Source organism: Streptomyces sp. NPDC053542 (assembly GCF_044544685.1).
Classification (GTDB): domain Bacteria; phylum Actinomycetota; class Actinomycetes; order Streptomycetales; family Streptomycetaceae; genus Streptomyces.
Window position 1 is genome coordinate 158,961 of the sequence record NZ_JBITXL010000004.1, and the last position, 13,842, is coordinate 172,802.

The window sequence follows — 13,842 nt, forward strand, 5'->3', positions numbered from 1 at the left end:
CGAAGGCGCACCCCGGACACACGACGGCCTTGGCCGCCACGAGAGACGTCTCTCGTGGCGGCCACGGCCGTCGTGTGTCCGGGGTGCGCCTTCGGGACCTGCGGGGCTCAGCCCTTCATGGTGAGCGCGGCCCTTCTTTGCGGGCGCTGCCCTTCGTTGCGCGGCTCTGCTCTTCGTTGCGGGGCGCTGCCCTTCGTTGCGCGGTTCAGCCCTTCTTGAGGGCCAGGATCTCCGTCGCCGCGAAGTTCTCCTGCGGGGCGCGGCCCTCGAAGTACGGCGTGAGCGCCGCGTCCAGCTCCTCGTACGTGAAGACGTCCTTGGCCGTGTCGAACTGCGCGGCCACCCGGGGCCGGTCGACGAGCGCGACCATGCCGCCGTGCACGACGAAGACCTGTCCGTTGACGCGTGCCGCCGCGGGCCCCGCGAGATACCCCACCAGGGGCGACACATGCTCGGGTGCCAGCGCGTCCAGCTCGCCCTCACCCGGTACCGCGAAGGCGGCGAAGACGTCCTCGGTCATACGGGTGCGGGCCCGCGGGCAGATCGCGTTCGCCGTCACGCCGTACTTGCCCAGGGCCGCCGCGGTCGACGTGGTGAGCCCCACGATGCCGCCCTTGGCCGCCGCGTAGTTGGGCTGGCCCGCCGAGCCCGCGAGGAACGCCTCGGACGAGGTGTTGACGATCCGCCCGTACACCGGCCCGCCGGCCGCCTTGGAGCGCTCGCGCCAGTACGCGGCGGCGAAATGGGTCGTATTGAAATGGCCCTTGAGATGAACGCGGATGACCGAGTCCCACTCGTCCTCGCTCATCGAGAAGACCATACGGTCCCGCAGAATGCCCGCATTGTTCACGAGGATGTCCAGCGTGCCATAGGTGTCCACGGCCAGCCGGACCAGGCCGCGGGCCGTGTCGTGGTCGGCCACGTCCCCGAGGTGGGCCGTGGCCTGCCCGCCGGCCGCCCTGATCTCGGCGGCGACCTGCTCGGCGGGCGCCGCCGACGCCTCGCCCGAGCCGTCCCTGCCCGGCTGCCCGTAGTCGTTGACGACGACGCTCGCGCCGAGCCGCGCCAGTTCCAGCGCCTCGGCCCGGCCCAGGCCGCGGCCCGCTCCGGTGACGATCGCCGTCCTGCCCCGCAGCGTCCTCGGTTCCCCGGTCATCGGCTCCCCCTCGCCCTCACAGCTCGATGCAGGTGCGCAGGGACGTCCCCGTACGCATCTGGTCCAGCGCGTCATTGATGTCCGCGAGCGGCACCCGGTGGGTGATCAGCCCTTCCAGGTCGATCCGGCCGGCCCGCCACAGGGCGATGGCGCGCTCGTACGAACGGACCACGTCCCCGCCCCCGTACAGCGAGGGCAGGATCTTCTTCTCGTCGAAGAACAGCTCGAACATATTGACCTGGAAGAAGTCGTCCATCGCGCCCGCGCCGACGACGCACAGCGTGCCGCCGCGCCGGGTCGTCTCGTACGCGGTGCGGGCCGTCGCGGACTTGCCGACGACCTCGAAGACGTAGTCGAAGCCCTCGCCCGCGGTGATCCGCTGCTTGGCGTCGGCGAGTTCCCCGGGGGCCACCGCCTCGGTCGCTCCGAAGCGCAGCGCGGCCTCGCGCCGCGACTCCACGGGGTCCACGGCGACGATCTGCGCCGCGCCGCAGGCCCGCGCGCCCTGGATCGCGGAGATTCCGACGCCGCCGCACCCGATGACCGCGACCGACGAACCGGCCGCCACTTGCGCGGTGTTGATCGCCGCGCCGAGCCCGGTGGTCACCCCGCAGCCGATCAGCGCGGCGATGTCGTACGGCACGTCGTCGGGTATCGGTACCGCGCAGTTGGCGCCGACGACGACCTCCTCGGCGAAGGTCCCGGTGCCCGCGAACCCGAAGACGTCCCCGTCGCCCCGCTTGAAGTTGGGCGTACCGGCGTTCATGAACCCGGTGAGGCACAGCTGGGTCTGGCCGCGCTTGCAGGACGGGCACGCGCCGCACGCGGGCAGCCAGCACATCAGGACGCGGTCGCCCGGCGCGAGCCCGGTGACGCCGTCCCCCACGTCCAGGATCTCGCCCGCCCCCTCGTGCCCGGGGATGAAGGGCGCGGGCTGCGGCAGCACCCCGTTCATCGCGGAGAGGTCGGAGTGGCAGAGCCCGGTGGCCCTGATCCGCATCCTGACCTTGCCGGGGCCGAAGCCCACCGCCTCGACGTCGTCCAGTACCTCGAGCTTGTCCTGCCCTGTCTCGTGCTGTACGGCTGCGCGCATCTGCGGCTCCTCCTCTAGGGCGTGTCCTGGCTGTGCTCCACCACCGTGTCCGCCAGCACCGGTGCGTCCTCCCGGTCGGCGGCCGTCACCACGACCTGAATGCGGTCCTGCGCGGTCCGCCACATCCGGATCCGCAGCGTCTCCCCCGGGAAGACGACGCCCGCGAACCGCGTCGCGTACGACCGGACGCGCGCCACGTCGCCGCCCAGCAGCGTGTCGACGACCGCCTTGAGCGTCACGCCGTACGAGCAGAGCCCGTGCAGGATCGGCTTGTCGAAGCCCGCGAGCTTGGCGAACTCGGGGTCGGCGTGCAGCGGGTTCCAGTCGCCGGAGAGCCGGTACAGCAGCGCCTGGTCGGCCCTGATCAGCCGGGTCACCGTGCGGTCCGGCGCCCGTTCGGGCACGTCCAGGCGGTCGGAGGGCCCGCGCTCGCCGCCCCAGCCGCCCTCGCCCCGGACGAAGATCTGGGTGTCGCTGGTCCACAGCGGCCCGTCCGCGTCGGCGGTCTCCGAACGCAGCACGATGACCGCGGCCTTGCCCTTGTCGTACACGGCGGGGATGGTCGCGGTCTGCCGGGCGGCACCTCGCAGCGGGATCGGCCGGTGCAGGGTGATCTTCTGGGCGCCGTGCAGGACGGCCGCGAGGTCCACGTCGATGCCCGGTGCCGAGAGCCCGCCGACCACGGCCATGCCGGCGCCCGCGACGGTGGCGAAGCTGGGCAGCACGTGCAGCCGGCTCTCCAGGGTGTAGCGCAGCTCGTCGGGGTCGGTGGCGGCGCCGGGCCGCTCCTCGGTGGCCGCGCCCGCGCCGATACCGAGGTGGTAGAGCTGGATGTCCTTGTGGTCCCAGGCGATGTCGGAGGTACGCGGCTCGGCGGCGATGGCCTTGGCGGCGTCGATGGGCATGGGGCGGGGCTCCTTCGCCGTGCGGTGCGGGTGGCGGGCCGGGAGTCGGCAAGACCCCGGCCGGCCGTCCGCACCGTCGGCCGGCCGGGGTCGTCAGCGATCGGCGACGCGGGGCGCGCGGCGCGGCCGGCACGGCCGGCGCTGCACTAGAACGCGTTCTACCGATGGGGCATGTATAGCCCATCCCGGGCGGACCCGGAAGACCCCTGACGGATCGTCAGTTCCCTGGAGCCGCAAGCCCGGTCACCCCACCCATGACATTTGTCCTTTCCGGTCGAAGACATTCCCTTCTACCGAGGTCGGACCGGTCTCCGTAGATTCATGAGCGTGACGACGACAACGGGGAAAACGGGGAGAACGGGGACGGCGGGAATGACGGGAGCGAGGGGGACGACGGGGAGCGTGCGAGAGGGCACCGCGGTGGCGTTCTCGGGCGTGGTGAAGACATACGGCGAGGTGCGGGCCGTGGACGGGCTGGACCTCACGGTCCGCCGCGGCGAGACCGTCGCCCTGCTCGGGCGCAACGGCGCGGGGAAATCGACCACCATCAGCATGCTGCTCGGGCTGCTGCCGCCCACGTCGGGCGAGGTGCGGCTGTTCGGCGGCACACCGGAGCGGGCGGTACGCGAGGGGCGGATCGGCGCGATGCTGCAGGACGGCCGGCCGATACCGCGGGTGACGGTGCGGGAGCTGGTCACCTTCGTGGCGGCCACCTATCCCAAACCGATGGCGGTGCCCGAGACGTTGGCGCTGGCCGGCCTGGAGGCGCTCGCCGGGCAGCGGGTGGACAAGCTCTCCGGGGGCCAGGCGCAGCGGGTCCGCTTCGCGGTGGCGCTGGCGGGCGATCCGGAGCTGGTCGTGCTGGACGAGCCGACCACGGCGCTGGACGTCGAGGGGCGCCGCGACTTCTGGCGGGCCATGCGGGCGTACGCGCGCCGCGGCAACACCGTGGTGTTCTCCACGCATTACCTGACCGAGGCGGACGAGAACGCCGACCGGATCGTGGTGGTCGACCGCGGCCGGGTGGTGGCCGACGGCACCGGCGAGGCCATCAAGCGCACCGTCGGCGGCGCGCTGGTCTCCTTCGACCTGGCGGGCACGCCCACCGACGGCCTGGCCGGACTGCCGGGCGTCACGTCGCTGGAGATACGGGGCGACCGGGCGCTGCTGCGGTCGGCGGACTCCGACGCGACGGTGCGCGCGCTGGCCCGGCTGGACCTCATAAGGGGCCTTCAGGTGGCCCCGGCCAGCCTCGAGGACGCGTTCCTCTCCCTTACTTCCTCCCGCACGGACGCCGGGGACGGCGGCCCGGCGGTCAGCGGTACCGGTGCCCTGGAAGGCGCCGCGGCGGTCGGCGAAGGAGCCCGGTGATGATCGACTACATCCGTCTGGAAGTCCGCAGAACGCTGCGCGACAAGGGCTTCGTCATCTTCGGCATCGGGATGCCGGTGCTGATGTACCTCCTCCTCACCAACCTCGTCGGGGACACGGGCAAGGACGCCGGCGCCTGGAAGGTCACCGCCATGGTCGGCATGGCGTCGTACGGCGCGCTGGGCGCGGCGCTCGGCACCGGCAACGGCGTCGCCGAGGACAAGAAGCTCGGCTGGCTGCGGCAGCTGCGGATCACGCCGCTGTCCCCGGCCCGGGTGGTGGTGGGCCGCGGGCTGAGCGCCTCGGTGACCGTACTGCCCGCGATCGTCGTGGTGCTGCTGCTGGGCGCGCTGGTCAACGGCGTACAGCTGTCGGCCGCGCAGTGGGCCGGGCTGGTGGTGCTGCTGTGGCTGGGCACCACACCGTTCACCCTGCTCGGCCTGGGCAATGGCTACCGCCTCTCGACGCAGGCCGCGGGCATGGTGAACGCCGGCTCCATGATGGTGCTGGCGATCATCGGCGGGCTGTGGTTCCCGGCCGCGGTGTTCCCCGGCTGGCTGCAGGAAATATCCCGCTGGACCCCGTCGAACCGCTTCGCGGACCTGGGCTGGAGCGTCACCGCGGGGCACGGCCCGTCGGCGGGCACGATCCTCGTGCTGGTGGCCTGGCTGGCAGTCTTCGGCGCTTACGCGGTGTACGCGTACCGGCGTGCGGCGCGGACGGCGTGACGCGATGAGGCGGTCCGCGGCGCCCGGTGGGAACCGGGAGAGGGAGCGGCGCCCTCTCCTCGGGTGGCTGCCGTGGAAGGCACGGCCCGGGAGGACGACGGCGACGGTCGAGGGCGCGATGGGCGAGAAGGACTGCGGGATGCCGCTCTGGGGGACGTGGGGTCCGACGACCCCGATCGGTGCCCCGCAGCGGAAGGGTCCGACCTCCGCCACGTTCATGCCCTGGCTGGTCATGGGCGTGGGCGCGCTGTCCAACACCCTCCAGGGCAGGACGGGCAATCCCTGGCTCGCGGGCGCGGGCCTGCTCGTCTTCAACTCCCTCTATGTGGCGGTGGTGCGGGCCGCCTTCGACGTCCGGGCGCGCGCGGCGGCGTGGCCGTACTGGCTGCTGGGCACGCTGGCGGCGGTGACATACGCGCTGGCCATCGGCTACGGCGGTTCGTGGATGCTGTTCTTCCCGCTGATGTCGCTGGCGGGCGGGACGCTGCTGCGGGGCAGGCCGCTGTTCGTCTTCCTCTTCGTCGCCAGCGCGTCGGCGGGGGCGATCGCCGGGCGGGGCAACGGCGACCCGTGGGACTCGGCGACCATCGGGTACGGCACATTCGTCTCCGGCATGGTCACGGCGGCCATCCTCGGCCTCTTCGCGGCCAACCGCCAACTGCACGCCACGCAGGGCGAGCTGGCCCGTACGGCCGTGGAGAAGGAGCGGCTGCGGTTCTCGCGCGACCTGCACGACCTGCTGGGGCACACGCTCTCGGTGGTCGTGGTGAAGGCGGAGGCGGTGCGCCGGCTGGCGCCGCGGGACGTGGACGCGGCGCTGGCCCAGGCCGCGGACATCGAGGCGGTGGGCCGGCAGGCGCTCACCGAGATCCGCGAGGCGGTCACCGGCTATCGCCAGGGCAGCCTGACCACCGAGCTGGACCGGGCCCGTTCGGCGCTGGAGGCGGGCGGCATCGAGCCGGTCGTGCGGCAGTCGGGGCCGCCGCTGTCCCCGCAGGCCGGCGCGCTGCTGGGCTGGGTCGTACGGGAGGGCGTCACCAACGCCGTACGGCACAGCGGCGCCACCCGCTGCGAGATAGAGGTGCGGGTCGACGGCGGCCGGGCCCGGCTGACGATCACCGACGACGGCCGGGGCCCCGCGAGCTCCCACTCGCCCGCCGGGGGCGGGGGCGCGGGGCTGACCCGTCTCGCCGAGGACGGGGGCACGGGACTGGCCGGACTCACCGGGGGCGGAGGCACAGGGCTGACCGGGCTCGCCGAGCGGCTGGCCGCGGCCGGCGGGACGCTGGACGCGGGGGCCGACGGGCGGCGCGGTTTCCGGCTGGTGGCGGAGCTGCCCGAGGACGCGGACGTACTGCCGGAGGTGGAGGGGGTGTCCAGGTGATCAGGGTCCTGCTGGCCGAGGACCAGGGGATGATGCGCGGCGCGCTGGCGCTGCTGCTGAACCTGGAGCCGGACATGGAGGTGGTGGCGCAGGTGCCGGCCGGCGACGAGATCGTCGACGCGGCGCTGGAGACCTCCCCGGACATCGCGCTGCTGGACATCGAGCTGCCCGGGCGCAGCGGCCTGGACGCCGCGGCGGATCTGCGCGAGGCGCTGCCGGACTGCAAGGTGCTGATCGTGACGACGTTCGGGCGGCCGGGGTATCTGCGCCGGGCGATGGAGGCCGGGGCGTGCGGTTTCCTGGTCAAGGACGGGCCGGTGGAGGAGTTGGCCGCGGCGATCCGGCGGGTGCTGACCGGGGAGCGGGTGATCGACCCGGGGCTGGCGGCGGCCGCGCTGAGCGCCGGACCGAATCCGCTGACGCCGCGCGAGCGGGAGGTGCTGACCGCCGCGGTGGACGGCGCGACGGTGGCCGACATCGCGGGCAAGCTGCACCTCTCGCAGGCGACCGTGCGCAACTACCTCTCGGCGGCGATCGGCAAGACCGGCACGCGCAACCGCATGGAGGCGGTACGGGCGGCGCGACGCAACGGCTGGCTGTAAGAGCGGCGGAGGAGCCTCGGTACGGCCGGTGGCCACCCAGAGCCGGTGGTGACCGGGCCGGTGGCCGCCCCGCCCCGCTCGGGCGGCCGGTGGCTCAGCGGGGAGTCCCCTCGCGCACGTACTCCTCGTACTGTGCGGCGGTGAGCAGGGCGTTCGTGCTGTCGGTGACCTGGATCCGGAGCAGCCAGCCGTCGCCGTAGGGGTCGGTGTTGATCTGTTCCGGCTCGTCGTTGAGCGAGGTGTTGACCGTCAGTACGGTGCCGCCGACCGGCAGATAGACCTCGCTGACGGCCTTGACCGACTCCACGGAGCCGAAGGGTTCATCGGCGTCGAACCGCTCGCCTTCCTTGGGCAGTTCGACGTAGACGATGTCGCCGAGCTGCCGCTGGGCGTGGTCCGTGAGGCCGATCGTGGCCCGGTCACCGTCCAGCCGGAGCCACTCGTGGTCCTTGCTGTACGACAGGTCCTCGGGAAAGTTCGCCATGCGGATGACGGTGGCACTGCCGCGAGCGGGCCGACAAGGCGGAAACCGGGCTCACAGACGCCGCAGGCGGGCCTCAAGTACGCAGGTAGGACGCGCCGTTGACGTCCAGTACCGTGCCCGAGCTCCACTGGGCCTCCGGGGAGGCCAGCCAGCGGACGGCCGCCGCGATCTCGGCCGGCTCGGCCACCCGGCCGAACGGGCTCTGCGCGCGGATCGCGGCGCCCTGTTCGCCGGCCAGCCGGTGACCGACGCGTTCGGTGTCGATGAAGCCGGGCGCGACGGACGCCACCGCGATGCCGTACGGCGCGAGCGCGACCGCGAGGGACTGGCCGAGCGCGTGCACCGCGGCCTTGGTCGCGCCGTACGCGGGATGGTCCGGCTCGCCGCGGAAGGCGCCGCGCGAGCCGACGTTGACGATCCGTCCGCCGCCGCCCTGCGCGATCATGCGCTGGGCCGCGCCGTGGCTGAGGTGCGCGGTGCCGAGCAGGTTGACCGCGACGTGCTGCTGCCAGGCGGCGGTCCAGTCGGAGTAGGAGGTGGTGGCGGGCGGGTGCGGGGTGTTGACCGCGGCGTTGTTGACCAGGACGTCGATGCCGCCGAGCGCCGCGTCGGCCGCGTCGATCAGGCCGGCGGCGCCCTGCGGGTCGGCGATGTCCGCGTGGAGCAGTACGTGGCCCTCGCCGGGCAGCGTGGCGAGGGTGTCCTCTGCGTCCGCCCGGCGCGTGCCGTAGTGCACGGCGACCCGGTCACCGTTCTCGGCGAAGGCGTGTGCCAGGGCCCGGCCCAGGCCGCGCGAGGCGCCGCTGACCAGCACGCGGCGGCCGTTGGCGGGAAACGGCGGGGGAACAGGGGCAGCAGCGGTGTCAGCCATGCCCGCATCCTGCCAGCCCCGCCCGCACCCCTTCGCGGCGAGCCGCCGCCCGCACCCCGGCGGACCGGACACAGCAGGCCGAGGCCCCGACGGACCGGGCGCAGCGGGGCCTGGCCCGGCGCTTCAGGCGGCGTGCGGCGCAGCGTCCTTCTCGCGCCCCGGCAAGGAGAACAGCATCAGTAGCACGCCGGCCAGCAGGACCACGGCGCCGACCCGGAAGGCGAGCGCGTAGCCGTCGGCGAGCGCCACCCGGCCGCTGCCCACCACCCCGGCCGCGACCGTGGAGAGTACCGACAGGCCGAGCGCGCCGCCCATCTGCCGCGAGGTGTTGATCAGTCCGGAGACGAGTCCGGCGTCGCCCGCCGCCGCGCCCGACGTGCAGATCGCGGCGATCGGGGTGGCCGACAGGCCCGCGCCGAGCGCCATCGTGACGCCCGGGCCCAGGATCGTGCCGAGGTACGTGCCGTCCGCGTCCATCGTGGACTGCCAGGCCATGCCGACGGCCGCGAGCAGCACACCCGCCACGGCCACGGTCTTCGCGCCGAGCCGGGGCAGCGCCATCAGCCGGGGCGCCGCCTTGGAGCCGATCACGATCGAGAGCGAGTGCGGGAGGAAGGAGAGGCCGGCCTGGAGCGCGGTGTAGCCGAGGACGTTCTGCGTGTAGAGCGAGAGGAAGTACCACATGGAGAACATGCCGGCGCCCACGACCACCATCGCCGAGGTCGTCGCCCACACCGACCGCGGCCGGAAGACGCCCAGCGGCATCAGCGGTGCCGCGGAGCGGGCCTCGACCGCCACGAACGCGCCGAGCACGACGAGCCCGGCGAGCAGCGGCAGCAGCGCGCCCGCGGCCGTCCAGCCGCGCTCGCCGGTCTGCACGATGCCGTACGCGACGAGCGCGAGCCCGCCGGTGACCAGCAGCGCGCCGGGTATGTCCAGTCGCCGGCGGCCCTCCTGCCGGCTCTCGCTCAGACAGAGCGCGGCGCCGACCAGTACCAGCGCGCCGATCGGCACATTGATCAGCAGCACCCAGCGCCAGGACAGGAACTGCGTGAGCAGCCCGCCGACCAGACCGCCCGCGGCGCCGCCGCCCGCACCGACCGCGGTCCAGGTGGCCACGGCCCGGGTGCGGGCCGGGCCCTGCGGGAAGGAGGTGGTGAGGATGGTGAGGGTGGCCGGGGCGAGCACGGCGGCGCCGACGCCCTGCACCGTACGGGCGGCGATCAGCTGCCAGGGCTCCTGGGCGAGCCCGCCGCCCAGACTGGCGGCGGTGAACAGCCCGAGCCCGATGAGGAAGACCCGCTTGCGTCCGAAGAGATCAGCGGCGCGCCCGCCGAGCATCAGGAAGCCGGCGAAGGTGATCACGTACGCGTTGACCACCCACTGCAGCCCCAGCTCGCTCAGCCCGAGCGAGGCCCGCATCGACGGCATCGCGACATTCACCACGGAGACGTCGAGCACCACGAGGAACTGCCCCGCGCAGACCGAGAGCATCACCGCCCAGGCAGGCGGCGCCTTGCGGGCGGTCGTTCCGGACGGCTGCTGATCAGTGGTCGTGAGCGGGGGCATGAGGGCCATCGTGTCATCCGACAGATGCCTGGGGCATCGGATTATCGGCCCAGCGGCCCCGGGCCGGAGGACCTAAGACCGCCCGGCCACAGGTCCTGCCCCCACTCCCGCCCAGGTAAAGGCGCACCCCGCGGCTACGCCCTCCGCAGCACCGTCACCACCGCCGCCCCGCCCAGCCCGATGTTGTGCGCCAGGCCCACCCGCGCGCCCGGGACCTGGCGGGGGCCCGCTTCGCCACGGAGTTGCCAGGTCAGTTCGGCGGTCTGGGCGAGGCCGGTGGCGCCGAGGGGGTGGCCCTTGGAGATCAGGCCGCCGGAGGGGTTCACGACCCAGCGGCCGCCGTACGTCGTCGCACCGTCCGCGACGAGCTTGCCCGACTCGCCGTCCGCGCACATGCCCAGCGCCTCGTAGGTCAGCAGTTCGTTGACGGAGAAGCAGTCGTGCAGCTCGATCACGTCGACGTCCTCGATACCGAGGCCGCTCGCCTCGTACGCCTGCCGGGCCGCGGCGCGCGACATCGGTTTGCCGACGACGTCGATGCAGGAACCGGAGGAGAAGGAGTCCTCGGTGTCCGTGGTCATCGCCTGGGCGGCAATCTCCACCGCACGGTCCGCCAGGCCGTGTTCGCGCACGAAGCGCTCGGAGGCGATCACGGCCGCGGCCGCGCCGTCGGAGGTCGGCGAGCACTGGAGCTTGGTGAGCGGGCGGTGGATGGTCCTGGCGGCGAGTATCTCCTCGACCGTGTAGACGTCCTGGAACTGGGCGTACGGATTGTCCGCCGAGTGGCGGTGGTTCTTGGCGGCGACGGCGGCCAGCTGCTCGGCGGTCGTCCCGTACTTCTCCATGTGCTCGCGGACCGCGTTGCCGAAGATCTGGGCGGTGGGCGGGGTCATCTCGAATCCGTGGGCGGCGGCCATGACGCCGTAGTGCCGGGCGACGGGAGAGGTGGCGCCGAGTCCATTAGCGGCTCCGCCGCGGGCACCACCGTCCGCGCCGCCGCCCAGCGCGCCGCGCTTCATCTTCTCGAAGCCGAGCGCCAGGACACAGTCGTTGAGGCCGGACTCGACGAACTGGCGGGCCAGCATCAGGGCCGTCGCGCCGGTCGCGCAGTTGTTGTTGACGTTGTAGACGGGGACGCCGGTCAGGCCCAGTTCGTACGCGGCGCGCTGGCCCGCGGTGGATGCCTGGTAGCAGTAGCCGACCGGGACCTGTTCGATCTTCTCGTACGGAATACCGGCGTCGGCCAGCGCGGCCGAGCCCGCCTCCCCCACCATGTCCCAGTACTGCCACTCGCGCGTCTCGGGCTTCTCGAACTTCGTCATCCCGACGCCGACGATGTACGCCTTGCCAGTCATACGTGCCCTCCTGGGAGTCAGATGAGGGGGCGCGGCTCGGGGTCCCTGGGGAGGCCGAGCAGCCGCTCCGCGACGACGTTGAGCTGTACCTGGGTGGTGCCGCCCGCGATGGTCAGGCAGCGGGACATCAGGAAGCCGTGCAGCGCCCGCTCCCCCGCGCCCTCCGCCACCGCGCCCGCCGGACCGAGGAGTTCGAGCGCCAGCTCGGCGACGGCCTGCTGGTGGCGGGTCTGCACGAGCTTGCGGATGCTGGCTCCCGCGCCCGGTTCCAGGCCGTCGACCTGCTGGAGGGTGGTGCGCAGCCCGATGCAGCCGAGCGCGTGCGCCTCGGCGGCGAGCGCGCCGACGCGGTCCCGCAGGGCCCCGCCCGCATCCGCCCCGCCCGCATCCGCCCCGCCCGCATGCGCCCGGTCCGCGTCCGCCCCGTCCGCGTCCGGCTCACCCACCCGCGCGATCAGCGCCTCCAGCCCGGTGTCGAAGGTCAGCTGGTCGGCCATGTGCACGCGTTCGTTGCCGAGCGTGTGCCGGGCGACCCGCCAGCCGTCCCCGGCCTCCCCGACCACGGCGTCCGCGGGCAGCAGCACGTCGTCGAAGTACACCTCGTTGAAGAGGGCATCCCCGGTGATCTCCGTCAGCGGCCGGACATCGATGCCCGGTGTCTCCATGTCGACAACGAAGAAGGTCAGGCCCTTGTGCTTGGGCGCGTCCGGGTCGGTACGGGCCAGCAGGATGCCGTACCGCGCCCACTGCGCCGCCGACGTCCACACCTTCTGACCGTTGATCCGCCAGCCGCCGTCCTCGGTCCGCTCGGCCCTGGTCCGCAGCGACGCCAGGTCGGACCCGGCCTCCGGCTCGGAGAACAGCTGGCACCACAGCTGCTCGCCCCGGAGCGTGGGCAGCAGGTACCGCTCCTGCTGCTCCGGCGTGCCGTAGGTGATCAGCGAGGGCACCACCCAGGTGGCGATGCCCAGGTCGCTCACCTTCACCCCGGCCGCCCGCAGCTCCTCCTGCACGGCGAGCTGCTGGAGCGGCCCGGCGCCGAGGCCGTACGGCTCGGGGAGGTGCGGCGCGGCGTAACCGGTGGGTGCGAGCGCCCGGCGCGCGGCGGCCGGGTCGAGCCCCTTGACGTCGGCGATCACCGCGCGTGCCGCGGCCCGGTACGGCTCCGCCTCGGCGGGCAGTTCCAGTCCCAGTGCGCGCCGGGCGCCGGCCGCGCCGTACCGGGCCGCGCGCTGCCGGTGCCCGGCCGGGCCGCCCAGCAGCTGCCGGGCCACGGTCGCCCGGCGCAGGTACAGGTGCGCGTCGTGCTCCCAGGTGAAGCCGATGCCGCCGAGTATCTGGATGCAGTCCTTGGTACAGGTGAACGCGGCCTCCAGGGCGGTCGCGGTGGCCAGCGCGGACACCAGGCCGCGCACGTCCGGCGCCTCGTCCATGGCCCGGGCCGCGTCCCAGGTCAGAGCCCGCGCCTGTTCGAGCCGTACGAGCATCTCCGCGCACAGGTGCTTGACCGCCTGGAACTGCCCGATGGGCCGCCCGAACTGTTCGCGCACGGCGGCGTACTCGGCGGCGGTGTGCAGCGCCCAGGCGGCGGTGCCGCACGCTTCGGCCGCGAAGAGCGTCCCGCTCAGGTCCCGTACGAGCGCCGCGTCGACGGCTACCAGGCGGTCGGCGGGGATCCGCGCGCCGGACGCGGTGACCTCGGCGGCGGGGCGCGTGGGATCGGCGCCGCGCGGCACGCGGACGGTCAGCCCGGCCGTCCCGGCGTCGACGGCCAGCCAGACCGTGCCGGTGGCGGTCCCGGCGGCGAGCAGCAGCAGATCGGCGTCCCCGCCGCCGAGTACGGGCGGGGCCGTGCCGTCCAGGACGTACCCCTCGGGCCCCTCGGTTCCCTTGGTCCCGCCGACCGCCGCCATTCCGCCGGGCTCCAGCGCGACGGCGGCGATGCGCTCGCCCGTGGCCACGGCCCGCACCAGGTCCGCCCGCCCACCGCGGTGCAGCAGCTCGGCGGCCAGGGCGCTGGGGAGGTACGGGCCCGGCAGCCCGGCCCGGCCCGTCTCCTCCAGGACGACGGCCAGGTCCAGCAGCTCGCCACCGCCCCCGCCGTACTCCTCCGGAAGCTGCGGGCCGAGCAGGCCCTGGGCGGCCAGCGCGTCCCAGTGGGCGGGCCGCCCGCCGGCCCCACCGCCCTCGTCGACGAGCTTGCGCCGCGCCTCCGGCGGCACGGCGCGCGCCGCCCAGCCCCGCACCGCGTCCGCCAACTCCCGCTGCTCCTGCGTGATCCCGATGCCCATGCGGGGCAGGCTAGAACACGTTCCAATCTGACG

At 73.7% G+C, this 13,842-nt stretch carries 12 protein-coding genes; 4 read left to right on the forward strand and 8 right to left on the reverse strand.

The genetic code is table 11. The annotated features are described in order from the left end of the window. Positions 1 to 205: 205 nt before the first annotated feature. From ACIGXO_RS12415 to ACIGXO_RS12425, 3 genes are read right to left on the reverse strand one after another with little or no spacing between them, the layout of a single operon-like run. Positions 206 to 1,156 carry a 3-oxoacyl-ACP reductase gene (locus ACIGXO_RS12415; protein ID WP_399784283.1) on the reverse strand — a complete coding sequence of 317 codons (951 nt, stop codon included), beginning with the start codon at positions 1,154 to 1,156 and terminating at the stop codon, positions 206 to 208. 16 nt (positions 1,157 to 1,172) lie between these two features. Next, positions 1,173 to 2,249 (reverse strand): Zn-dependent alcohol dehydrogenase, encoded by a 1,077-nt coding sequence (locus tag ACIGXO_RS12420; RefSeq protein ID WP_399784286.1) that lies wholly within the window; start codon positions 2,247 to 2,249, stop codon positions 1,173 to 1,175. Positions 2,250 to 2,263: 14 nt separating this feature from the next. After that, entirely contained in the window at positions 2,264 to 3,154 is an 891-nt protein-coding gene (locus ACIGXO_RS12425) for a MaoC/PaaZ C-terminal domain-containing protein (protein WP_399784288.1), read from the reverse strand. 372 nt (positions 3,155 to 3,526) lie between these two features. Here ACIGXO_RS12425 and ACIGXO_RS12430 point away from each other — a divergent pair, with 372 nt between their 5' ends. The 4 genes from ACIGXO_RS12430 to ACIGXO_RS12445 all read left to right on the forward strand — a co-directional run bounded on the left by ACIGXO_RS12430 (position 3,527) and on the right by ACIGXO_RS12445 (position 7,239). Then, on the forward strand, positions 3,527 to 4,525 hold the full coding sequence (locus ACIGXO_RS12430) for an ABC transporter ATP-binding protein (RefSeq protein ID WP_399784290.1): 999 nt from the start codon (positions 3,527 to 3,529) through the stop codon (positions 4,523 to 4,525). Beyond that, complete coding sequence (locus tag ACIGXO_RS12435) at positions 4,525 to 5,253, forward strand: ABC transporter permease (RefSeq protein ID WP_399784293.1); 729 nt, start codon at positions 4,525 to 4,527, stop codon at positions 5,251 to 5,253. Before ACIGXO_RS12430 ends, ACIGXO_RS12435 begins: the two co-directional genes overlap by 1 nt. Positions 5,254 to 5,371: 118 nt before the next feature. After that, positions 5,372 to 6,637: a sensor histidine kinase gene (locus ACIGXO_RS12440; protein WP_399784296.1), complete on the forward strand. Its 1,266-nt coding sequence runs from the start codon at positions 5,372 to 5,374 to the stop codon at positions 6,635 to 6,637. Next, positions 6,634 to 7,239 (forward strand): response regulator, encoded by a 606-nt coding sequence (locus ACIGXO_RS12445; protein WP_399784299.1) that lies wholly within the window; start codon positions 6,634 to 6,636, stop codon positions 7,237 to 7,239. The genes ACIGXO_RS12440 and ACIGXO_RS12445 overlap by 4 nt, the downstream gene beginning before the upstream one ends. Before the next feature lie 94 nt (positions 7,240 to 7,333). On the opposite strand, the gene gcvH is transcribed toward ACIGXO_RS12445, so the two are convergent. The 5 genes from gcvH to ACIGXO_RS12470 form a co-directional block, all read right to left on the reverse strand. Continuing rightward, positions 7,334 to 7,723 (reverse strand): glycine cleavage system protein GcvH, encoded by a 390-nt coding sequence (gcvH, locus tag ACIGXO_RS12450; protein ID WP_399784302.1) that lies wholly within the window; start codon positions 7,721 to 7,723, stop codon positions 7,334 to 7,336. Positions 7,724 to 7,796: 73 nt separating this feature from the next. Then, on the reverse strand, positions 7,797 to 8,594 hold the full coding sequence (locus ACIGXO_RS12455; RefSeq protein ID WP_399784306.1) for an SDR family NAD(P)-dependent oxidoreductase: 798 nt from the start codon (positions 8,592 to 8,594) through the stop codon (positions 7,797 to 7,799). A gap of 123 nt (positions 8,595 to 8,717) precedes the next feature. Further along, positions 8,718 to 10,172, reverse strand: a complete 1,455-nt coding sequence (locus tag ACIGXO_RS12460; RefSeq protein ID WP_399784310.1) for an MFS transporter — start codon at positions 10,170 to 10,172, stop codon at positions 8,718 to 8,720. Between the two features lie 125 nt (positions 10,173 to 10,297). Next, a complete protein-coding gene (locus ACIGXO_RS12465) occupies positions 10,298 to 11,518 on the reverse strand; it encodes a lipid-transfer protein (RefSeq protein ID WP_399784312.1) in 1,221 nt (406 codons plus the stop codon). 17 nt (positions 11,519 to 11,535) lie between these two features. Further along, complete coding sequence (locus tag ACIGXO_RS12470) at positions 11,536 to 13,809, reverse strand: acyl-CoA dehydrogenase (protein WP_399784315.1); 2,274 nt, start codon at positions 13,807 to 13,809, stop codon at positions 11,536 to 11,538. Between the last annotated feature and the right edge of the window lie 33 nt (positions 13,810 to 13,842).